19 protein-coding genes are annotated in these 20,819 nt (G+C 68.8%); 5 read left to right on the plus strand and 14 right to left on the minus strand.

The features are described 5' to 3' along the window. Window positions 1-65 precede the first annotated feature (65 nt). On the minus strand, window positions 66-1,406 hold the full coding sequence (locus BLP95_RS03445; RefSeq protein ID WP_089677039.1) for an OmpP1/FadL family transporter: 1,341 nt from the start codon (window positions 1,404-1,406) through the stop codon (window positions 66-68). A 299-nt stretch (window positions 1,407-1,705) separates the two neighbouring features. Between BLP95_RS03445 and BLP95_RS03450 the strand changes: the two genes are divergently transcribed. After that, window positions 1,706-2,146, plus strand: a complete 441-nt coding sequence (locus BLP95_RS03450; protein ID WP_089677040.1) for a MerR family transcriptional regulator — start codon at window positions 1,706-1,708, stop codon at window positions 2,144-2,146. Then, window positions 2,143-4,908: a heavy metal translocating P-type ATPase gene (locus BLP95_RS03455; RefSeq protein ID WP_245678668.1), complete on the plus strand. Its 2,766-nt coding sequence runs from the start codon at window positions 2,143-2,145 to the stop codon at window positions 4,906-4,908. Before BLP95_RS03450 ends, BLP95_RS03455 begins: the two co-directional genes overlap by 4 nt. A gap of 83 nt (window positions 4,909-4,991) precedes the next feature. On the opposite strand, the gene BLP95_RS03460 is transcribed toward BLP95_RS03455, so the two are convergent. The 11 genes from BLP95_RS03460 to ffh form a co-directional block, all read right to left on the minus strand. Then, on the minus strand, window positions 4,992-5,609 hold the full coding sequence (locus BLP95_RS03460; RefSeq protein WP_089677041.1) for a YitT family protein: 618 nt from the start codon (window positions 5,607-5,609) through the stop codon (window positions 4,992-4,994). Between the two features lie 66 nt (window positions 5,610-5,675). Further along, complete coding sequence (locus BLP95_RS03465; protein WP_089677042.1) at window positions 5,676-7,481, minus strand: single-stranded-DNA-specific exonuclease RecJ; 1,806 nt, start codon at window positions 7,479-7,481, stop codon at window positions 5,676-5,678. Between the two features lie 269 nt (window positions 7,482-7,750). Next, entirely contained in the window at window positions 7,751-9,139 is a 1,389-nt protein-coding gene (gene thrC, locus BLP95_RS03470) for a threonine synthase (protein ID WP_089677043.1), read from the minus strand. Window positions 9,140-9,142: 3 nt separating this feature from the next. Beyond that, the gene (locus BLP95_RS03475; RefSeq protein WP_089677044.1) at window positions 9,143-10,459 is read right to left on the minus strand and encodes a homoserine dehydrogenase; all 1,317 of its coding nucleotides are present in this window, start codon (window positions 10,457-10,459) and stop codon (window positions 9,143-9,145) included. Window positions 10,460-10,580: 121 nt separating this feature from the next. Continuing rightward, window positions 10,581-11,318: a DsbC family protein gene (locus BLP95_RS03480; RefSeq protein WP_023005504.1), complete on the minus strand. Its 738-nt coding sequence runs from the start codon at window positions 11,316-11,318 to the stop codon at window positions 10,581-10,583. A 6-nt stretch (window positions 11,319-11,324) separates the two neighbouring features. After that, the gene (xerD, locus tag BLP95_RS03485; protein ID WP_089677045.1) at window positions 11,325-12,221 is read right to left on the minus strand and encodes a site-specific tyrosine recombinase XerD; all 897 of its coding nucleotides are present in this window, start codon (window positions 12,219-12,221) and stop codon (window positions 11,325-11,327) included. 118 nt (window positions 12,222-12,339) lie between these two features. Further along, window positions 12,340-12,696, minus strand: coding sequence for a 50S ribosomal protein L19 (gene rplS, locus BLP95_RS03490; RefSeq protein WP_023005502.1), 357 nt, complete (start codon window positions 12,694-12,696; stop codon window positions 12,340-12,342). A gap of 145 nt (window positions 12,697-12,841) precedes the next feature. Beyond that, window positions 12,842-13,603: a tRNA (guanosine(37)-N1)-methyltransferase TrmD gene (trmD, locus tag BLP95_RS03495; protein ID WP_089677046.1), complete on the minus strand. Its 762-nt coding sequence runs from the start codon at window positions 13,601-13,603 to the stop codon at window positions 12,842-12,844. A 53-nt stretch (window positions 13,604-13,656) separates the two neighbouring features. Beyond that, the gene (gene rimM / locus BLP95_RS03500) at window positions 13,657-14,208 is read right to left on the minus strand and encodes a ribosome maturation factor RimM (RefSeq protein WP_089677047.1); all 552 of its coding nucleotides are present in this window, start codon (window positions 14,206-14,208) and stop codon (window positions 13,657-13,659) included. A 38-nt stretch (window positions 14,209-14,246) separates the two neighbouring features. Then, window positions 14,247-14,495 carry a 30S ribosomal protein S16 gene (rpsP, locus tag BLP95_RS03505; protein ID WP_089677048.1) on the minus strand — a complete coding sequence of 83 codons (249 nt, stop codon included), beginning with the start codon at window positions 14,493-14,495 and terminating at the stop codon, window positions 14,247-14,249. A 123-nt stretch (window positions 14,496-14,618) separates the two neighbouring features. Further along, on the minus strand, window positions 14,619-16,028 hold the full coding sequence (gene ffh / locus BLP95_RS03510; protein ID WP_089677049.1) for a signal recognition particle protein: 1,410 nt from the start codon (window positions 16,026-16,028) through the stop codon (window positions 14,619-14,621). A gap of 385 nt (window positions 16,029-16,413) precedes the next feature. Between ffh and BLP95_RS03515 the strand changes: the two genes are divergently transcribed. Continuing rightward, on the plus strand, window positions 16,414-17,214 hold the full coding sequence (locus tag BLP95_RS03515) for a cytochrome C assembly family protein (RefSeq protein ID WP_089677050.1): 801 nt from the start codon (window positions 16,414-16,416) through the stop codon (window positions 17,212-17,214). A gap of 79 nt (window positions 17,215-17,293) precedes the next feature. Further along, window positions 17,294-18,565 (plus strand): HlyC/CorC family transporter, encoded by a 1,272-nt coding sequence (locus BLP95_RS03520; RefSeq protein WP_089677051.1) that lies wholly within the window; start codon window positions 17,294-17,296, stop codon window positions 18,563-18,565. Window positions 18,566-18,608: 43 nt separating this feature from the next. Here BLP95_RS03520 and BLP95_RS03525 read toward each other — a convergent pair whose 3' ends face one another. Continuing rightward, window positions 18,609-19,274, minus strand: coding sequence for a 1-acyl-sn-glycerol-3-phosphate acyltransferase (locus BLP95_RS03525; protein ID WP_245678683.1), 666 nt, complete (start codon window positions 19,272-19,274; stop codon window positions 18,609-18,611). 80 nt (window positions 19,275-19,354) lie between these two features. Continuing rightward, on the minus strand, window positions 19,355-19,960 hold the full coding sequence (locus BLP95_RS03530; RefSeq protein WP_023005494.1) for a TetR/AcrR family transcriptional regulator: 606 nt from the start codon (window positions 19,958-19,960) through the stop codon (window positions 19,355-19,357). 174 nt (window positions 19,961-20,134) lie between these two features. On the opposite strand from BLP95_RS03530, the gene BLP95_RS03535 reads away from it, so the two are divergent. Next, a complete protein-coding gene (locus BLP95_RS03535; RefSeq protein WP_089677052.1) occupies window positions 20,135-20,809 on the plus strand; it encodes an SOS response-associated peptidase in 675 nt (224 codons plus the stop codon). Window positions 20,810-20,819: the final 10 nt, after the last annotated feature.

Consider the following 20,819-nt stretch of genomic DNA (forward strand, 5'->3'; position numbering starts at 1 on the left):
CCGGCCCCGAACGCAAGGAACCCGGCCGGAGCCGGGTTCCCTGGATACGCCGTGCTGGCTGCCGCTCAGAAGCGGTAGGTCAGCTGGGCGCCGAAGCCGTGGGCCTCGTTCTTGTAGTCGGCGTTGTAGGTCGAAATAATTGTTTCATTGGCATCCGGACGACTTTGATTAACCTGGGTCCCCCTCTCTGTCAGATAAGAGTAAGCAAGATCAACTGTGAAATTCTCAACCGGTGTCCAGCCAGCACCGATGGAGAAGATGCGACGATCATCAGAAGGAATACGGGCGCTCCGGAATTGGTCGCTGGTAGGCGTTTTATCAATGGAGAGCCCAGCACGCAACTCCCATTGGGGGGTTAACTGATACTCCCCCCCAACAGCAAATGCCCAAGCATTGGAGTAGTCCTGCTCTTCATAGGTAATTTCATTACCGGCAGCGTCGGTGACGAGGATCTCATCGAATCTGCTCCACCGCGTCCAGGATGCACCAAACATCAGCTTAAGGCGCTCGGTCATTTCCTGAGTGATGGAAAAATTCACCGTTTCCGGTGTATCCAGGTCAAGCTGGGCAGACTTATCCTGACGCTCCCCAGTCAAAGGGTTTACATAGACTTCACCATCGGCGGCCGTAGAGCGGTAATCACCGGTAAGGGTATAGCTTACCTTTGAGCGATAGGTCAGACCCAACGTCGTCTCGGGCGCAGGCTGGAACATGACACCGAGGTTATACCCCCAGCCGTCATCATCGCCCTCGATACGTGCATCAAGTTCTTGCGTTCCTGTAACCCCTACAACAGGCACCCCATTATCCATCCCTACCAACCCGAAGGTCGGTGTTGGCACCTGTCTGTGAAGCTCACCTTCAACACGGTTATAGGTCAGACCTGCCCCCACAGACCACTGGTCGTTGAAGCGATAAGATACCGTAGGCTGGGCGCTCATCACCGTCAGCTCGGTGTAGTTACCCAAGTTTCGACCAATGAAGCCGCCCTCATAATCTGTCTTGGAACCGAAAGGCGCATAGACGCCGAAACCGAAGGCCAATTTGTCGGTCACCGGCTGGGCATAGAAAGCGTAGGGAATCAGGCTTCCAGGCACCATATCGCCATCACTAGACCCAGTGATCGGAGCACCATTTCGAGTCGCCGAGGCATTATCGATATCCGTACTGACATCCAGATAGGTCCCACCTACCGATACCTGGGCGCGATCCAGGAACGACATCCCCGCCGGGTTGCCGAAGACGATGGTGGCGTCGTTGACGTTGGAGCTGCGACCGGCGTGGCCATAGCCCTGGCCGCTGACGCTCTGCTCGTTGATCTGGTAGCCGCCGGCCTGGGCCTGGCTGGCGAAGGCGGCAGCCGCCACGGCGGCGGCGAGGGTCAGGCGGTTGAACTTGTTCTTCATGGATCCATCCCTTGCGGTGCTGTTATGACGTTGGCGCCGGCGTAGCCTCTCGCGGAGGCTGGCGCGTGCCCCTCCCTTTTCGCGTATGCCAACGAGCGTTTCAACCCCAAACGAGCGTTTTAATGCTGAAAACGCTAATACTTTGGTCGCACGGTCGTTTGAAGCCATGAACTTTCATGGAGTTACCTCTCGCCTGTCCCGTAACGAATCGGCACATTCCGGCAGCCAGTGAATGCCTTGACCTTTGGGTAACACAAGGGTTTTACACTACAGCCATGCCAATCCCGAGAGGCGATCCCATGAAGGTCAGTGAACTGGCAAGGGGTGCCGGCGTCACCGCCGAGACCGTGCGCCACTATGTGCGGGAGGGTCTTCTGCACCCCGAGCGCCACCCCGACAACGGCTACCAGCTGTTCACCCATGAGGACCTTGAGCGGCTGCGCTTCATCCAGCGCGCCCGCACCCTCGGCTTCGGCGTCGCCGAGATCCGCGAGATCCTCGACCACGCCGACCACGGCGACTCCCCCTGCCCCATGGTGCGCGACCTGCTGGCCAGCCGGCTGCCGCAGATCCGCGAACGCATCGCCGAGCTCCAGGCCCTGGCCGAGCGCATGGAGCGCGCGCTGAACGCCTGGGCCGAGATGCCCGACGGCACCCCGGACGGCCACAGCCTGTGCCGGCTGATCGAGAGCTTCCCCGAACCGCTCCACGCCGACGCTTCCGACAAGGAGACGCCATGAACGCCACCCTCGAACGTCAGGTACCCGGCATGAACTGCCAGGGCTGTGTGAAGCGCATGCGCGAGGCGATCCAGGCCGAGGATCCGGACGCCGAGGTGGTCGGCGAGCCGAGCGAGAAGCGCCTGACCGTCACCTCCACCCTCGATGAAGAGCGCCTCGATCGCACCCTTCAGGGTGCCGGCTATGCGCCGGCGAATCGCCCGCTGCGCCACGAGCGCCGGGTGCCCGGCATGAGCTGCCAGGGCTGCGTGCGGCGCATGCGCGAGGCGGTCCAGGCCGAGGATCCGGAGGCCGAGGTGGTCGGCGAGCCGAGCGAGAAGCGCCTGACCGTGACCAGCCGGCTGGATGACGAGACCCTGGACCGCCTGCTGGGCGAGGCCGGCTATCCGCCGGGCGGGGCTTCGGGGCCGGCCGAGGAGGCCGAGCCGACGCCCGACTCCACCGCGGCCGAAACGCCGCCCGAGACACCCGCCGGGCAAGACGCCGACGAGCACGCCACCACCCGGCGCCTCTCCATCGGCGGCATGACCTGCGCCAGCTGCGTGAAGAGCGTCCAGCAGGCGCTGGAGCGCACTCCGGGGGTGGTCTCGGCCACGGTCAACTTCGGGACCCACACCGCCCAGGTACAGGGCAGCGCCGACGAGGAGGCGCTGATCGAGGCCGTGGAGGCGGTGGGCTATGGCGCCGAGCCGATCCACGACCTGCGCCAGGCCGAGGCGGCCCGCGCCGAGCGCGAGCGGCGCGAGTATCGCCGCCTGCTGCGCGGCAGCGCCTGGTCGCTGGCGTTGGCCGTGCCGCTGATGGTGGGCATGTTCGTCTACCACCCCCACCCGGAAGGCGCCGGCCGGCTCTTCTGGCTGGTGGTCGGGGCGCTGACGCTCGCGGTGATGGCCTTCCCCGGTCGCCACTTCTTCGTCAACGCCTGGAAGAACTTCCGCCACCACCAGGCCAACATGGACACCCTGATCGCCATGGGCACCGGCACCGCCTGGCTCTACTCCATGGCGGTGGTGGCCTTCGCCCCCTGGCTGCCCGAGATGGCCCGCGGCATCTACTTCGAGGCCTCATCGATGGTCATCGGCCTGGTGCTGCTGGGCAACGCCCTGGAACTGCGTGCCCGGGGCCGCACCAGCGACGCCCTCAAGCGCCTGCTCGACCTGCAGAGCCGCACCGCCCGGGTGATCCGCGACGGCGAGGAGCGCGAGGTGGAGATCGACGCGGTGCGCGAGGAGGACCTGATCCGCGTGCGCCCCGGCGAGCGCCTGCCGGTGGACGGCGAGGTGACCGAGGGCCAGAGCCATATCGATGAATCCATGCTCACCGGCGAGCCGCTGCCGGTGGCCAAGGCCGAGGGCGACGAGGTGAGCGCCGGCACCGTGAACGGCAAGGGCTCGCTGGTCTACCGTGCCACCCGGGTCGGTGCCGACACCCGCCTCGGGCGCATCACCGAGCAGGTGGCCAGCGCCCAGAACTCGCGGCCGCCCATCGGCCAGCTGGCCGACCGGATCTCGAGCATCTTCGTGCCTTCGGTGATGATCATCGCCGTGCTCACCGCCCTAGTCTGGTACAACCTCGGCCCCGAGCCGCGGGTGCTGCATATGCTGGTGACCGCCACCACGGTGCTGATCATCGCCTGCCCCTGCGCCCTGGGCCTGGCCACGCCGATCTCCACCATGATCGGGGTCGGCAAGGCCGCCGAGCACGGCGTGCTGGTGAGAAGCGGCGACGCCCTGCAGACGGCGAGCCGCCTCACCACCCTGGTGGTCGACAAGACCGGCACCCTGACTGAGGGCAAGCCTCGGGTCACCGAGGCCGAGGTGCTGGATGGCGACGAGCAGGAGCGCCTCGGCCTGGTGGCGGCCCTGGAGCGCGGCTCCGAGCACCCACTGGCGGCGGCCCTGCTCTCGCATGCCGAACAGGCCGGCGCCGAACCCGCCGAGATCCGGGACTTCGACAGCGTCACCGGCGGTGGCGTGAAGGCCGAGACGCCTGACGGCCGCAAGCTGCTGCTGGGCAACGCCCGCCTGCTGGAGGAGGCCGGCGTCGACCTGGGCAAGGGCCGCGAACGCGGCGCCGAGCTGGAGAAGCAGGCACGCACGGTGGTCTACCTCGCCGTGGAGGGCAGGCTGGCCGCGCTGTTCGGCATCAGCGACCCGCTGCGCCACGACACCGTGGCGGCGGTGCAACGCCTGCAGGCCGACGGCCTCAAGGTGGTGATGCTGACCGGCGACAACGAGCATACCGCCGGCGCCATCGCCCGAGAGGTGGGCATCGACGACTTCCGTGCGGGACTGCTGCCCGAGGACAAGCACGCCGAGATCGAGCGCCTGCAGGGCGAAGGCGAGGTCGTAGGCATGGTGGGTGACGGCATCAACGACGCGCCGGCACTGGCCCGGGCCGATGTCGGCTTCGCCATCGGCCAGGGTACCGACGTGGCCATCGAGAGCGCCGGCATCACCCTGGTGCGCGGCTCGCTGCACGGGGTGGCCGCGGCCATCGAGGTCAGCCGGGCGACGCTCTCCAACATCAAGCAGAACCTGGTGGGCGCCTTCGGCTACAACGTGCTGGGGATCCCCATCGCCGCCGGGGTGCTCTATCCGCTCACCGGCACCCTGCTGTCGCCGATGATCGCCGGGGCGGCGATGTCGCTCTCCTCGATCACCGTGGTCAGCAACGCCAACCGCCTGCGCCTGTTCCGCCCCACCGGCGAGGCCGGCGGCGCCGAACCGTCATCCGACACCCCCGAGGAGGCACGCCCATGAGCTGGATCGTCAATCTGGCCGGCCTCGCCCTGATCGGCCTGATCGCCTGGTGGTTCTGGGGCAGGCGCTGAGCGTGGCGGCGCTCAGCTCACCCCCATGTAGCGCCCGGGTTTGTGGTTCAGGGCGATGATCAGGTTGAGCGCCACCGCGCCGAGCACCGAGAGCCCCACCCGGTCGGCCGGCAGCAATGCCAGGCCGGCCAGCATGATGGCGCCGTCGATGGCCAACTGCACATAGCCGGCGCGCAGCCCGAAGCGGTCCTGGAGGTAGAGCACCAGGATGTTCACCCCGCCGAGGCTGGCGCGGTGGCGGAACAGGATCAGCATGCCGATGCCGATCAGGCAGCCGCCCATCAGTGCGCCGTAGAGCGGCGCCAGGCCGGCGATGTCGATCCAGCGCCCGGTCAGCTCCGAGAACAGCGAGACCAGGCCGATGGCGGCGAAGGTGCGCAGGGTGAAGGACCACCCCATGCGCCTGATGGCCAGCCAGTAGAACGGCAGGTTGATCAGGAAGAACCAGACACCGAAGGGCCAGCCGCTGGCGTACTGCAGCAGGAAGGCCATTCCGGCGGTGCTGCCGGTGAGCAGCGTGGCCTGGGTGTAGAGGGTCACGCCCAGCGCCACGAACAGCGTGCCCACCAGCATCGCCATGGCGTCCTCCCAGAGGGAGTGGGGGTCCTTGGGCAGCTCCTGCGGGTCCATGCCTGACTCCTTGTCTCGTCTGTCCGGGGTGTGCTCGATCGCTCGTCGCGGCTGCGGCAGGCTGGGTCAGGCCGTCGCTTCGGCGTGCTCGACCATCAGTTGCAGGCTCTCCCTTCCCCGCCAGCGGTTGCGGTTGAGCTTGTAGGCGCAGCGCAGGCGATCGCCCACGCCGAAGGCGGGCACCTCGCCAGCGGTCAGCGCCCGGAACCAGATCGCGCGGTGGGTCACCGCGCCCAGGGAGAGCTCCAGCATCAGGTGGGTGCCGTCGGCGCCCACCGGGCGCAGCCGCTCGACGATGAACTCGCCCTGGAAGAGCGGCGCCTCGAACTCGCGGCCGTAGGGGCCGAGCGCCTGCAGCTCCTCGAGCGTCGCCAGGCTGAGCTGCTCGGGGGCCAGGTCGCCGTCGGTGAGGATCCGCGGGTAGAGCTCTGCCTCCCCCAGCTGCTCGGCCACCGCCTGCAGGAAGGCGGCCTTGAAGGCATCGAGATGCTCGACAGGCACGCCGACCCCGGCCGCCCCACGGTGGCCGCCGAAGCGCGGCAACGCCTCCGGCGCCAGGGCAAAGGTGCGCTGCAGGGCGTCGCGCAGGTGGAGCGCCTCGATGGAGCGCCCGGAGCCGGTGAGCATGCCGGGTGCCGCGGCGGGGGTCAGCACCAGCGCCGGCCGCCCGTAGGCCTGCACCAGGCGCGAGGCGACGATGCCCTGCACCCCGGGGTGGCCATCCTCGAGGAAGACCACGATGGCCGGCTCATCGGCGGCCAGGGCCGGCAGCGCTAGCGCCCTCGCCTCCTCGGCCATGTCCGCCTCGATCGCCTTGCGCGACTGGTTGTCCTGATCCAGCACATCCAGATAGCGGCTCGCCACATGATCCTGCTCGGCGAGCATGAAGTGCAGCGCCGCATAGGGGTCGTCCAGGCGCGAGCGGGCGTTGATCCGCGGCCCCATCTGGAAACCCAGGGTCTCGGCATCGAAGGGCACGCTGTCGGCACCCAGGCGCTGGGCCATGGCGCGCCAGCAGGCCGCCTCCATGCGGTTGATCAGTGCCAGGCCGTGGGTCACCACGGCACGGTTGGCGGGGCTGTCGCCCAGCGAGACGCAGTCCGCCACGGTGCCCAGCGCCACGTAGGAGAGCCAGGGCGAGAGCTTGGGGGTGGCCTCGGGCAGCACCCCCCACTCGATCAGCACCGAGCGGGTCAGCGACATCACCAGCCAGGCCACCATGCACCCGGCGATGGTGGCGTCGGGGTAGGTGCAGTCGTCCCGGGTGGGGTTGACCACCGCGTGGGCGGAGGGCGGCGGCCCCTCCACCGGCAGGGCGTGGTGGTCGCTGACCACCACGTCGATGCCCTCGGCGGCCAGCCGCGCGATGCGCGGCTCGTCGGAGCTGCCGCAGTCGGCGGTGATCACCAGGCTCGGGCGCGGCGAGAGCGCCAGGGTGCGCTCCACCAGCGGCAGGCTGATGCCGTAGCCGTCGTGGATGCGATGGCCGATCAGGCTATGCAGGCGCGTCTCCGGCACGCCGAACAGCTCGTGCAGGGTACGCCGGATCACCACATGGGAGGTGATGCCGTCGACGTCGTAGTCGGTAAGGATGCCGATATGCTCGCCATCCACCACCGCCTGGGCGATGCGCTCCGCGGCACACCGGGCGTCGGCGAGCCTCTCGGGGTGGGCCAGGTGGCGCAGGCTGGGTGTGACCAGCGGGTCGAGCTCACCCTGGTAGCCGGCCAAACGGCCGGCCAGCACCCGGGCCTGGAGCTCGGAGAGGCCCTCGCGCTGGGCGCGGGCATAGAGGGCAGCATCCCGGGGACGCGGCAGGATGCGCGGCCTCAGACGCTCGCTCAGATCGATGGGATCGCTTGTGGCGTCCAACCCTGACTCCTCTGATTCAAGTCTGTGACCGCTGGGAAGAGAGGGGCGCCGGAATAGCGAGGGGCACCAGGGACAGGCCAGGGAGGTCTCAATGTCGCTGGAGCTGGATGCCCGCTCGGGGCTGATCCGGCGACAGGCCTGCGAGGAGGCGCTGTGAACCCTTCCCTGGGCGCTACCGACGCCATCCCTGGCGTAGGACCTCCTCTTCGGCCTGTCCCCGGCGCCCCTCGCTGCTTCCACTTCCCGCTTCTAGCTTATAGCTTCCGGCTTCAGCGGCGATTCTCGACGACGAACTGCTGCACGGCAGAAAGCTCCGCCGGCAGCACACTGTAACGCTCCTCGCGCTCCAGCAGGTCGTCCATATGTGGCGGCAGCGGCACGCCCGGGAAACCCGCCTTGACCACCGCCTCGGCGAACTTGGCCGGGTGGGCGGTGGCCAGGGTGATCATCGGCACGGCCGCATCGCCCCGCTCGCGCTCGGCGGCGCGGTAGCCGGTGGCGGTGTGCGGGTCGAGGATCTCCTGGGTGCGGTGGTGCGCCTCGCGGATCACCTCGAGGATGGTGGCATCATCCACGCTATGGCTGGCGAACTTCTCACGCAGCCGCGCCAAGGGGGCATCGGCGAGCGCCGTCGGCTCGGCCTGGAAGCGCTCGAGCAGCGAGGCCACGGCGGCGCCGTCACGCTCGTAGGCCTCGAACAGCAGGCGCTCGAAGTTGGAGGAGACCACGATATCCATGGAGGGCGCCAGGGTCGCCTTGAGCTCCTGCTTCGAGAAGTCGTTGGCGGCCAGGGTGCGGTGCAGGATGTCGTTGGCGTTGGTGGCGATCACGAAGCGCTCCACCGGTAGCCCCATGCGGTAGGCCATGTAGCCGGCGAAGACGTTGCCGAAGTTGGCCGAGGGCACGCAGAAGCTCACCGGGCGGTGCGGCGCGCCCAGCGCCACGGCGGAGGCGACGTAGTAGACGATCTGGGCCATGATGCGCGCCCAGTTGATGGAGTTCACCGCCACCAGGCGGGTGCCATTCAGGAACGACTGGTCGGCGAAGCTTGCCTTGACCATCGCCTGGGCGTCGTCGAAGTTGCCCTCGATGGCGACGTTGAAGACGTTATCCGCCAGCACCGTGGTCATCTGGCGGCGCTGCACCTCCGAGACCCGGTTATGGGGGTGGAGGATGAAGATGTCGAGGTTGTCGCAGTGGCGGCAGCCCTCGATGGCGGCGGAGCCAGTGTCGCCGGAGGTCGCCCCCATGATCACCGCGCGCTCGCCACGCTTCTTCAGGAAGTGGTCGAGGATGCGGCCCAGCAGCTGCAGCGCCACGTCCTTGAAGGCCAGGGTCGGGCCGTGGAACAGCTCGAGCAGGAAGTGGTTTGCGTCGAGCTGGTTGAGGGGCACCACGGCGTCATGGCTGAAGGTGGCGTAGGCCTCCTCGACGATAGCGCGGAAGGTGTCGTCGTCGATCTCGCCGTTGACGAACGGCTTCATCACCCGGAAGGCGATCTCGGCATAGGAGAGCCCCGCCATGGCGGCGAGGTCGTCACGGGAGAGTGAGGGGATCTCCTCGGGCAAGTAGAGGCCGCCGTCGCTGGCCATGCCGGTAAGCACAACCTCCTCGAAGGAGAGCGCAGGCGCCTGCCCGCGGGTACTGATGTAGCGCATGGCTTACTCCTGCTCGTCCAGGGACTCGACGCGGATCCGGGTCACGGGGCCGGCGATGTCGGCCATGGCCTCGATCTGGCGGATCGCCTCGTTCATGTGCTGCTCGCGGGTGCGGTGGGTCATCAGGATGATCGGCACCAGCTCGCCCTCGGTGGCCTCCTTCTGGATCAGCGCCTCGATGGAGATGCCCTGCTCGGAGAGGATGGTGGCCACCCGCGCCAGCACGCCGGGACGATCCACTGCCAGCAGCCGCAGGTAATAGGCGGTGGTGATCTCCTCCATGGGCATGATCGGCAGCTGGCTGACGTCCTCGCTGATGCCGCTGAAGGCCAGGTAGGGCACCCGGTAGTGATGGTCGGTGGCGATGTCGCGAGCCACGTCGAGCAGGTCGGCGACCACCGCCGAGGCGGTGGGCTCGGCGCCGGCACCGGCGCCGTAGTAGAGGGTCGGGCCCACGGCGTCGCCCATCACGGCGATGGCGTTCTTGACGCCGTGCACATTGGCCAGCAGCCGCTCCTTGGGGATCAGGGTCGGGTGCACGCGCAGCTCCAGGCCCTGCTCGGTGCGCTTGGAGATGCCCAGGTGCTTGATCACGTAGCCCAGGTTGTCGGCCTGCTCGACATCCTCGGCGGTGACCCGCGAGATGCCCTCGGTGTAGGCCTTCTCGAACTGCAGCGGCACCCCGTAGGCGATGGAGGCGAGGATGGTGAGCTTGTGGGCGGCGTCGATGCCCTCGACGTCGAAGGTGGGGTCGGCCTCGGCGTAGCCCAGCGCCTGGGCCTCGGCGAGGACGTCCTCGAAGGCCCGCCCCTCGTCACGCATATGGGTGAGGATATAGTTGCCGGTGCCGTTGATGATGCCGGCCACCCACTCGATACGGTTGGCCCCGAGCCCCTCGCGCAGCGACTTGATCACCGGGATGCCGCCGGCCACCGCGGCCTCGAAGGCCACGATCACGCCCTTCTCGTGGGCGGCCGCGAAGATCTCGTTGCCATGCACCGCGATCAGCGCCTTGTTGGCGGTGACCACGTGCTTGCCGTGCTCGATGGCGGTGAGCACCAGCTCGCGGGCCACGTCGTAGCCGCCGATCAGCTCCACCAGCACGTCGATATCGGGATTGGTGGCCACCTCGAAGACATCCGCGGTGCTGGCGATGCCGGTAAGGTCACACTCCGGGTTGGGGGTGCGATAGGCGACCTGCTCGATGACGATCGGCCGGCCGGCCCGGCGCTCGATGTCGTCGGCGTTGCGCGTCAGCACGTTGAAGGTACCGCCACCGACGGTTCCCAGCCCACAGATTCCTACTCTTACCGGTTTCAATGTCTTGCTCCTGCTCGCGTGTTCCGAGTTCGTTATATGGCGTGTCGTGTCCAGGCGTGTCGACGGCCCGCCTGGGTGGCGAGCCGTCGACCGAAAGGGAAGTGTGCCGGGCGGGTTCGGGCTATTCCGCCACGCCCAGCATCGCCGCCAGGCGCTCGGCGGGCACATAGCCCGGCACCAGACGGCCATCGGGCAGCACGATGGCGGGCGTGCCCTGGACGCCCAGCTCCAGCCCCAGATGATACTGTGCCTCGACCGGATTGTCGCAGTCTGCGGCGCCGGAAAGCGAATCATCGCGCTTGGCGGCGCTCATCGCCTCGGCGGGGTTCTCGGCGCACCACACCTGCTGCAGCTCGCGGGCGCCCTGGCCGTTCATGCCGCTGCGCGGGAAGGCCAGGTAGTGCACCTCGATGCCCAGCTCGTTGAGGCGCGGCACCTCCTCGTGGAGCTGCTGGCAGTAGGGGCAGGTGGTGTCGGTGAAGACCACCACCTCGGCCTCGCTCTCGGGTCCCCGGAAGATCACCCGCTCAGCCTCCGGCACCTCGGCCAGGCGCGCGGCGCGCTCGCCGTTGCGTGCCTGCTCGGTGAGGTTGACCAGCCCCTGCTCGGCGTTGCGGTAGAGGTCGCCGACCAGGAAGTGCTCGCCCTCGGCGTCGCTGTAGAAGCGCTCCCCGGTGGCCAGGCGCACCTCAAAGAGGCCCTCCATGGGCGCCTCGCGCACGCTCTGCACCGGCATCGCCTGGCCGTTGACCGCGAGGCGCTCGGCCAGGCGCTCGGCGCCGTCCTGCTCGGCGAGGGCCGGCAGGGCCAGCGGCGCGGCGAGGAGGGTGGCTAGAAGGGTCCGGGAAAGGGTCGTCATGTGTCGTCATCCTCGCGGGTGATGGTCGGCGTGCAGGCGCTCCAGGCGCGCCTGGGCCACATGGGTGTAGATCTGGGTGGTCGAGAGGTCGCTGTGACCGAGAAGCAACTGTACGACACGCAGATTGGCACCATGATTCAACAGGTGGGTGGCGAAGGCGTGGCGCAGGGTGTGCGGCGAGAGTGGCCGCTCGATGCCGGCGACCCGGGCATGGTGCTTGATACGGTACCAGAAGGCCTGACGGGTCAGGGAGCGGTCGCCACGCCCCGGGAAGAGGGCCGGCCGCGTGGGGTCCTGCATCAGCGCGCCGCGAGCGGTGCGCAGGTAGCGCGATAGCCAGTCGACGGCCTCCTCCCCCAACGGCACCAGACGGTCCTTGTCGCCCTTGCCACGCACCCGCACCACGCCCTGGCGCAGGTTGACCGCCTCCACGCCGAGGCCCACCAGCTCCGAGACCCGCAGCCCCGCCCCGTAGAGCACCTCCAGCATGGTACGGTCGCGCAGCCCCAGGTCGGTGGTCACGTCCGGGGCGGCCAGCAGCCGCTCCACCTCGTCCTCCTCCAGGGTCTCCGGCAGGCTGGGGCGAACCCGCGGCAGGCGGATCTCGGCCAGGGGGTCACGTTCGATCCGCCCCGTCTCCAGCGCCCAACGGTAGAAGCGCCGCAGGCTCGACAGCAGCCGCGCGTTGCTGCGCAGCCGGTAGCCCGCCTCGCGGCGCTCGTCGAGCCAGGCCGGCAACGTGGCCGGCGCCGGTGCCAGCAGCGCCTCGTCGCGCTCGGCCAGTCGCGCCGTCCAGGCCGCGAGGTCACGGCGGTAGGCGGCGAGGGTATGGTCGCTCACCCCCTGCTCCAGCCACAGGGCGTCGAGGAAGGCCTCGAGGGTATCGCGGTCGGCGGCGCTCATGGCGGGCTCCGGTGGGCAGGCCCCAGATGCAGCAAGACCCCGCCCCGCGGCTGCGGTGACGGGGTCCTGCGGACGAGCCGGGGCCTGGCCCCGGCTCGACGGCTCCGAGGCGGCTGCCTCAGGCCAGCTTTTCCTTGATGCGGGCGGACTTGCCGCTGCGCTCGCGGAGGTAGTAGAGCTTGGCCTGGCGCACGTCACCACGACGCTTGACGCTGATGGAGTCGACCAGCGGGCTGTAGGTCTGGAAGGTACGCTCGACGCCGACGCCGTGGGAGATCTTGCGCACGGTGAAGGCGGAGTTCAGGCCGCGGTTGCGCTTGCCGATGACAACGCCTTCGAAGGCCTGCAGACGCTCGCGGTTGCCTTCCTTGACCTTGACCTGGACGACGACGGTGTCGCCGGGGGCGAAGGCCGGGACTTCCTTGCTCATCTGCTCGGCTTCGAGCGCCTGGATCACCTTGTTCTTGCTGCTCATAACATGTAACTCCTTGATAACCTGACTCACCGGTCGGCTTGGGATGCCGGCGAATCGTGATCCCGGCGCCCGAGCGAGCTCGAGAGCGCGGGAGATGATGGGTGACACGAGCGAGCCCCTCGGGCTCCCCGCACCGCCGCCCTGCTTACCTGGCCGTCAGGGCGTGTTCCTCGAGATACTCCTCGAGCAGCTCGCGCTGCTCCCTGTCCAACGTCCTGCCCTCGAGCAGGTCGGGACGCCGCTGCCAGGTGCGCCCCAGGGACTGCTTCAGCCGCCAGCGCCGGATGGCGCCGTGGTTGCCGCTGAGCAGGACCTCCGGCACCTGCCGCCCATCGATCTCCTCCGGGCGGGTGTAGTGCGGGCAGTCCAGCAGCCCGTCGTTGAAGGAGTCCTCGACCGCGGAATCCTGATGGCCCAGCACCCCGGGCACCAGCCTTGCCGCGGCGTCGATCAGCACCATGGCCGGCAGCTCGCCGCCACTCAGCACGTAATCGCCGATCGACCACTCCTCATCGATGTCGCTCTCCACCACGCGCTCATCGATGCCTTCGTAGCGCCCGGCCACCACCACCAGTGGCGGCCCGGACGCCAGCTCCTGCACGCCGGCCTGGTCGAGCCGCCGCCCCTGGGGCGACAGGTAGACCACCTTCGGGCGCCGCCCGGTGGCCTGCTCGGCCCTAGCCCTGGCGGCGTGGATCGCCGCGCGCAGGGTATCGACCTTCATCAGCATTCCCGGACCACCACCATAGGGTCGGTCGTCCACGGTGCGATGCCGGTCGTTGGCGTAGTCGCGCGGGTTCCAGAACTCCAGCGCGATGCGCCCCTTCTCCACTGCCCGGCCGGTGACGCCGTGGCGGGTGATCGCCTCAAACATCTCCGGGAACAGCGAGACGACGCCGACCCACATGGCGTGATCCGGGTCGTGTTCGGGTGCGTCCTGTGCCGGCGCCGGGACCTCCATCAGAAGTCTGGATCCCAGTCCACGGTCATCACGCCCTCGGCGAGGTCCACCTCGAGGATCACCTCCTCGGGCAGGAACGGCAGCAGCCGCTCGCGGGCGTCGATGGCCTCCGGCTCGAGGCTCCCCTTCACCACCATGACGTCGTTGGCGCCGGTCTCGAAGAGGTGGTCGATGCGCCCCAGCACCTGGCCATCGCGGGTGACGACCCGCAGGCCTTCCAGCTCGTGCCAGTAGAAGTCATCGCCGGTGAGTTCGGGCAGCTCGGCCTTGGCCAGCAGGATCTCGGCGCCGGCCAGCGCCTCGGCGGCTTCCCGGGTGTCGCAGCCCTCGACCTGGGCCACCAGGCCCTTGCCGTGGCGACGCCCCTGCAGAAGGCGGCGGCGCTCCAGGCGCTCGCCCTGGCGCACGACCCACACGGGGTAATCGAGGATGCCCTCCATGGGGCTGGTGTACGAGTACACCCTGAGCCAGCCCTTCACGCCATAGGGACTGGTCAGCGTTCCCAGCACCACATGATCGTCGGCGGGCTGCTCCCTGGTGGATTCGCTCATCGACGACCTCGGAACCGAGACAAACATCGCATCAGGCATCAGGCCTGCTTGCGTGCTTCCTTGACCAGCTCGGCGACACGGCCGGAGAGCTGGGCACCCTGGCTCTGCCAGTGGGCGATGCGGTCGAGGTCGATGCGCAGGCGCTCTTCATGGCCGCGTGCGACCGGGTTGAAGAAGCCGAGACGCTCGATGAAGCGGCCGTCGCGGGCCTTGCGGGAATCGGTAACGGTCAGGTGGTAGAAGGGACGCTTCTTGGCGCCACCACGAGCCAGACGAATGGTAACCATGGCCTGTTCTGTCCTTCGGTTGAGTTGGATTCGGTCACGACGATGACCGCGCCATTCGCGGTCCTGCCAGTGAAGACGCAGCATTCTACGGAAAACAGCCCCGCTTGGGAACCTTTTTCGGGCTTACCGCCAGGGCATCCCGCCGGGGCCGCCCATACCCCCCATGCCGCCGGGGCCTCCCGGGCCGCCGCCGCCCATCATGCCGGACATGCCGCGCATCATCTTCTGCATGCCGCCCTTCTTGCCCGCCTTCTTCATCATCTTCTGCATCTGCTTGTGCTGCTTGAGCAGGCGATTGAGGTCGGGCACCTGCAGGCCGGCACCGGCGGCAATGCGCCGCTTGCGCGAGCCGTTGATGATCTCCGGCTTGCGGCGCTCCTGGGGCGTCATGGAGTTGATCAGCGCCTCGAGCTTGCCCAGCTCCTTCTCGGGGCCGGGCCCCTGGGCCATCTCGGCCATCTGGCCCATGCCGGGCAGCTTGCCCAGCAAGCCGCCCATGCCGCCCATCTTCTTGAGCTGCTGGAGCTGGTCACGAAAGTCCTCGAGGTCGAAGCCCTGGCCCTTCTTGACCTTCTTGGCCAGCTGCTCGGCCTTGCCCTTGTCGACGGTGCGCTCGGCCTCCTCGATCAGCGACAGCACGTCGCCCATGCCGAGGATCCGCGAAGCGACGCGATCCGGGTGGAAGGGCTCCAGGGCGTCGACCTTCTCGCCCACGCCCATGAACTTGATCGGCTTGCCGGTGATATGGCGCACCGAGAGCGCCGCACCGCCGCGGGCGTCACCGTCGGCCTTGGTGAGGATCACCCCGGTCAGCGGCAGCGCCTCGTGGAAGGCCTTGGCGGTGTTGGCGGCGTCCTGGCCGGTCATCGCATCGACGACGAACAGCGTCTCCTGGGGCGAGACGGCCTGATGCAGCGCCTGGATCTCCGCCATCATCGCCTCGTCGATGGCCAGGCGGCCGGCGGTATCCACAAGCACCACGTCGTGGAACTGGATCTTGGCGTGCTTGATCGCCGCCCGGGCGATCTCCACCGGCTTCTGGTCGGAGCGCGACGGGAAGAAGTCGACCTCGACCTCCTTGGCCAGGGTCTCGAGCTGGTCGATGGCCGCCGGACGGTAGACGTCGGTGGAGACCACCAGCACCTTCTTCTTCTCGCGCTCGCGCAGGTAGCGCGCCAGCTTGGCCACGGAGGTGGTCTTGCCCGCGCCCTGCAGGCCGGCCATCAGCACCACCGCCGGCGAGCCCTTGAGGGTCAGCCCCTCGTTGGCCTCGCCCATGGTCGCCTCGAGCTCCTGCTGGACGATCTTGACGAACTGCTGGCCCGGCGAGAGGCTCTTGGAGACCTCCTGGCCCACGGCGCGCTCGCGCACCCGCTCGATGAAGTCCTTGACCACCGGCAGGGCGACGTCGGCCTCGAGCAGCGCGCGGCGGACCTCGCGCAGCGTCTCCTTTACATTGTCTTCGGTCAGGCGCGCCTGACCCTTGATCGACTTGAGCGTCTGCGACAGGCGCTCGCTGAGATTCTGGAACATTGGCCTCTCCACATGTGCGACGGCCGGAAGGTTGGCGACGATTATACGCGCTGTGGCCGCGACTCTCCATGCGCCTGGCTTCGCGCCCGGGGCTATCGCAGGCAGCCTGCGCTGATAGCGAAAGGCGCCGGGGGCAGGCCGAAGAGGGGGTCCTATGCCAGGGATGGCATCGGTAGCGCCCAGGGACGGGTTCACAGCGCCCCCTCGAAGGCCTGTCGCCGGGAAAGCCTTGAGCGGTTCTTCTATCTGCGATGGCCCTGGCTTCGCGCCCCTGGGCGAGGTGCCCAAGGCCTCTCCCTGTGCGCCGCGCAGGGGATTGGGTATAGTAGCGGCACGCGACACAGGCTGATGCCATCTCCTCCCACCGGCGCACGGACCGCAACCCATGCAGGCGCTCTCCCTGGCCGTCCTGGCCTTTCTGCTCTATCTCGCCGCCGCCTCCTGGCAGGGGCTGACGCTGACCCGTCGGGTCGCGCCGCGCCCGATGCTGGTGCGTGGCCTGGCGGCGCTGGGCCTGCTCTGCCACCTGCCGCTGGTGGCCGGGCTGTTCGGGCACGACGCCCAGGTGCTGCCGGGGCTCTACGCCAGCATGGTGATGCTCGGCGCCATGGCCGTGGCGGTGCTGCTGGTGGCGAGCCTGTTCAAGCCCGTGCTCGGCGCCGCGGTCGGGGTGCTGCCGCTGGCGGGGCTCGCCCTGCTGCTGGCCGCCATGGCCCCGGCACCGCTGCCCAGCGAGGCCCTGCCCCCCGGGGTCGCGCTGCACGCCGTCAGCTCGCTGCTGGCCTTCGCGGTGCTGGCCATCGCCGCCGTCCAGGCGGTGCTGCTGGGTCTGCAGAACCGTGCCCTGCGCCAGCACCAGGTGCGAGGCCTCGTCCAGGCGCTGCCACCGCTGACCACCATGGAGCGGCTGCTGTTCGAGCTGATCTGGACCGGCATGGCGCTGCTGACGCTGGCGATCCTCAGCGGTTTCGTGTTCCTCGACAACATGTTCGCCCAGCACCTGGCCCACAAGACGATCCTGTCGCTGGCCGCCTGGGTGATCTTCGCCACCCTGCTGTTCAGCCACCACCGCCTGGGCTGGCGCGGCATGCGTGCCGTGCGCTGGACCCTGGGCGGCTGCGCGGTGCTGCTGCTGGCCTACTTCGGCAGCCGCTTCGTGCTGGACGTGCTGCTCGGCCGCGGCTGAAGCGACCCGGGGCCGCCTTGACACCGCGCCCGCCCCTCCCGTCAAATCGAGCCTGACCCGCGACCGAGGACCCTACGACTTGAGCGACGACTTCCCGCTGGGATTGCTGTTCGGCCTGCTGTTCCTGCTCATCTGCCTGTCGGCCTTCTTCTCGAGTTCCGAGACCGGCATGATGTCCATCAACCGCTACCGCTTGAGCCACCGGGCCAACAGCGGCGAGTCGCGCGCCCAGCGGGTGGCCAGGCTGCTCGCCCGTCCCGACCGCCTGATCGGCGTGATCCTGATCGGCAACAACTTCGTCAACAACCTGGCGGCCTCCATCGCCACCATCATCGCTATCCACTTCCTGGGCGACGTCACCGGCCCCGCGGTGGCCACGGCGGCGCTGACCATCACCATCCTGATCTTCGCCGAGGTCACCCCCAAGACCTACGCCGCGGTCAAGCCCGAGCGCATCGCCTTCCCCGCCTCGCGGGTGCTCGAGCCGCTGCTGATGCTGCTCTACCCGCTGGTATGGCTGGTCAACGTGATCTCCAACGGTCTGCTGCGACTGATCGGCGTGCGCAACATCGACGGCGGCGGCGACAACCTCACCCGCGACGAGCTGCGTACCGTGGTCCACGAGGCGGGCACCCTGATCCCCCAGCGCCACCAGGCGATGCTGCTGTCGATCCTCGACCTCGAGAACGTCACCGTGAACGACATCATGGTGCCGCGCCACGAGGTGGTGGGCATCGACCTGGACGACGGGCTCGACGAGATCCTGGCGCAGATGCGCACCAGCCAGCACACCCGCCTGCCGGTCTACAAGGGCGACATCAACAACATCATCGGCATGCTGCACCTGCGCAACTCGGCGCGGATCCTCTCCCGCGCCGAGGTGACCAAGGCGGCCATCGTCCAGGAGGCCCGGGAGCCCTACTTCATCCCCGAGTCGACCCCGCTGCACACCCAGCTGCTCAACTTCCAGAAACAGAAGCGCCGGATCGGCATCGTGGTGGACGAGTACGGCGACGTGGAGGGGCTGCTGACCCTGGAGGACATCCTCGAGGAGATCGTCGGCGAGTTCACCACCGACGTGGCCGGCATGGAGGAGGAGATCCACCGCCAGGAGGATGGCAGCGTGATCATCGAGGGCACCGCCAGCATCCGCGACATCAACAAGTCGCTGGGCTGGCAGCTGCCCACCGACGGCCCCAAGACCCTCAACGGCCTGATCCTGGAGCACCTGGAAGGCTTCCCCGAAGGGCCGGTGTCGCTGCAGCTGGGGGGCGTGCGCATGGAGATCCAGGAGGTGCGCGACAACCTGATCACCGCCGCGCGCTGCTGGCAGGCGCCGCGGCGGCGCTAGCGCCCCGGAACCACTGGTTCGCGAGTCGCGAGCGGCGCCGGGCTCAGTGGCGCTGGGCCTGGTGGACCTCGGCGGGGCAGCTCCAGGCATCGCCCTCGGCCTTGAGGTAGCGTACCCGGACCTCGAGCCGGTGGCGTGTCGCGGCCCCGGGGGAGAGCGGCTCGCCCAGGCGCAGCGCCACCCGGGCGCGCAGCCGCCGCGGCGGGCCGCTCAGCGCCGGACCATGGCAGTGGGAGGTCCAGGAGCCCCACAGCCCCGACAGGCTGGCCGGCACCACCGGTACCGGGTCGCGGGCCAGGATCAGCTCCAGGCCGCGGCGGAAGGGCTGCACCTCGCCGTCCGGGGTCAAGCGCCCCTCCGGGAACAGCATCACCACCTCGCCGGCGCGCAGCGCCCGGCTCACCTCCTCCAGCGCCCGGCGCAGGCTGCCCGGGTCGCGACGCTCCGACTCCACCGGGATCGCCCCCACCAGCCGGAACAGCCAGTTGAGCCACGGCGAGTCGTAGATCGGCTTGTCCATCAGGAAGCGCAGCGGGCGTCGGCTGGCGCCACCCACCACCAGGGCATCCATGAAGCTGACATGGTTGCAGACCACCAGGGCGGCGCCCCGGCGGGGGATATGCTCGAGCCCCTCGACCCGCAGGCGATAGACCAGGCGAACCAGCAGGTAGACCAGCAGGCGCACCGCGGGGCGCGGCGCACGTGCCACCCGCCAGGCGAGCCAGGCCAGCGCGCCGCCGGTCAGGGACCAGGCGAGCAGGGGCCAGGAGGGTACCGGCACCGCAGGACCTACCGGGCCCGCAGGCCGGCGAGGATGGTGCCCAGCAGCTGGTCGAGCAACTCGCCCACCTCTAGCGGCTGCCCCTGCCAGAAGCCCAGGCGCTCGTTGAGGCCGAGCTGCACCAGGCCGTGCACGCTGCCCCACAGGGTGCGGGCCAGGCGCCGCGCCTCGAGGTCATCCAGCGCCGGCTGGTACTCCTTGAGGGTCCCCTCCACCCGTACGAACAGCGCCTCGATCATCTCAGTCTGGCGCTGGTCGAGCTCGCCCTCCTGGGCCAGCGGGTACTCGAAGAGCAGCTGCCAGCGGTAGACCTCGCCCTGGGCGAACTGCCAGTAGGCGCGGGCCAGGGCAGTGAGGCGCTGCTCCGGGGTGGCCTGGCCGGTCAGCGGCTCGATCACCTCGCGCAGCCGCCCGAGGGTCTCGATGTTGACGTGCTGCAGCAGGTTGTGAAAGCTGCCGTAGAGCTTGAGCAGGGTGCTGGGGGCACAGCCCACCTCCCGCGCCAGGGCGCGCAGCGACAGGGACTGCACCGGCTGCTCCTTCAGCCAGGCGTCGCAAGCCGCCATGACCTGGGCATGGAGCGCCTCGGGGGCATGCTGTCTGGGACGGGCCATCGATTCCTCGGAGCCGACGCGGGCGGTTGGGTAACGGGCTCCAAGGATACCCCACATCGAACACTGTTTTCGATACCCGATCCACGGCGAAGGGCGACTTTACTGCCCTGGATCAGACGCTTTCCCCACGACCCACCCTTGGGTACCCTGTCCGCCCCTGAGCACGGAGCCCCCATGGCCGGCCGACTGCATATCGCCCCGATCGACCTTCGCGCCCTGCTGCCCGACCTGGCGGAGGATGCCCCGCTGGTGCGAAGCCCCAACCTGGCACCGCGACGGATGCTCTCGGCGATCCGCCTGGAGGCGGGAACGCCGTGCCTGGGCCACCTCTTCTGGGGCCTCACCCCGCCCTGGCTCAAGGTGCTGGACCACGCGCCCCACTGCGCCCGGGCGGAGTCGCTTGCCGAGCGCCCCATGTTCCGCGAGGCCTTCCACGCCCGGCGCTGCCTGGTGCCGGTGACGGGAGTCTACGCCTGGAAACCCCAGCCACGCTTCAAGCAGCCCTTCCTGGTCACCCGGGTCGACCGTGGCCCGCTGCTGCTGGCCGGCCTGTGGTGCCGCTTCCATACCAGCCTGGCCGAGCACACCGACTCCCTGGCGCTGATCACGGTGCCGACCAACTCGCTGCTGGCGCCCCTCACCGACCGCCTGCCGGCGGTCATCCCCGCCTCCGCCGCGCATCGCTGGCTCGACCCGCAGACCCCGGCGGAGGAGGCCATGGCCCTGCTGACGCCGGCCCCGAGGGAACTGTTGGGCGCTTTCCCGGTATCAAGACGAGTGAACCATCCGGCCAACCAGGACGCCGCCTGTGCCCACCCGGTGGGCCCCATGCTGCGCCACGACGCCTGAGCCGATATCG

The organism is Halomonas shengliensis, from assembly GCF_900104135.1.
Taxonomy (GTDB): Bacteria; Pseudomonadota; Gammaproteobacteria; order Pseudomonadales; family Halomonadaceae; genus Halomonas; species Halomonas shengliensis.

Coding starts and splice junctions, on each gene's coding strand:
- BLP95_RS03445 (WP_089677039.1), bottom strand. CDS start 1,406: ATGAAGAACAAGTTCAACCGCCTGACCCTCGCCGCCGCCGTGGCGGCT.
- BLP95_RS03450 (WP_089677040.1), top strand. CDS start 1,706: ATGAAGGTCAGTGAACTGGCAAGGGGTGCCGGCGTCACCGCCGAGACC.
- BLP95_RS03455 (WP_245678668.1), top strand. CDS start 2,143: ATGAACGCCACCCTCGAACGTCAGGTACCCGGCATGAACTGCCAGGGC.
- BLP95_RS03460 (WP_089677041.1), bottom strand. CDS start 5,609: ATGGACCCGCAGGAGCTGCCCAAGGACCCCCACTCCCTCTGGGAGGAC.
- thrC (WP_089677043.1), bottom strand. CDS start 9,139: ATGCGCTACATCAGTACCCGCGGGCAGGCGCCTGCGCTCTCCTTCGAG.
- BLP95_RS03480 (WP_023005504.1), bottom strand. CDS start 11,318: ATGACGACCCTTTCCCGGACCCTTCTAGCCACCCTCCTCGCCGCGCCG.
- xerD (WP_089677045.1), bottom strand. CDS start 12,221: ATGAGCGCCGCCGACCGCGATACCCTCGAGGCCTTCCTCGACGCCCTG.
- rplS (WP_023005502.1), bottom strand. CDS start 12,696: ATGAGCAGCAAGAACAAGGTGATCCAGGCGCTCGAAGCCGAGCAGATG.
- trmD (WP_089677046.1), bottom strand. CDS start 13,603: ATGTGGGTCGGCGTCGTCTCGCTGTTCCCGGAGATGTTTGAGGCGATC.
- rimM (WP_089677047.1), bottom strand. CDS start 14,208: ATGAGCGAATCCACCAGGGAGCAGCCCGCCGACGATCATGTGGTGCTG.
- rpsP (WP_089677048.1), bottom strand. CDS start 14,495: ATGGTTACCATTCGTCTGGCTCGTGGTGGCGCCAAGAAGCGTCCCTTC.
- ffh (WP_089677049.1), bottom strand. CDS start 16,028: ATGTTCCAGAATCTCAGCGAGCGCCTGTCGCAGACGCTCAAGTCGATC.
- BLP95_RS03515 (WP_089677050.1), top strand. CDS start 16,414: ATGCAGGCGCTCTCCCTGGCCGTCCTGGCCTTTCTGCTCTATCTCGCC.
- BLP95_RS03530 (WP_023005494.1), bottom strand. CDS start 19,960: ATGGCCCGTCCCAGACAGCATGCCCCCGAGGCGCTCCATGCCCAGGTC.
- BLP95_RS03535 (WP_089677052.1), top strand. CDS start 20,135: ATGGCCGGCCGACTGCATATCGCCCCGATCGACCTTCGCGCCCTGCTG.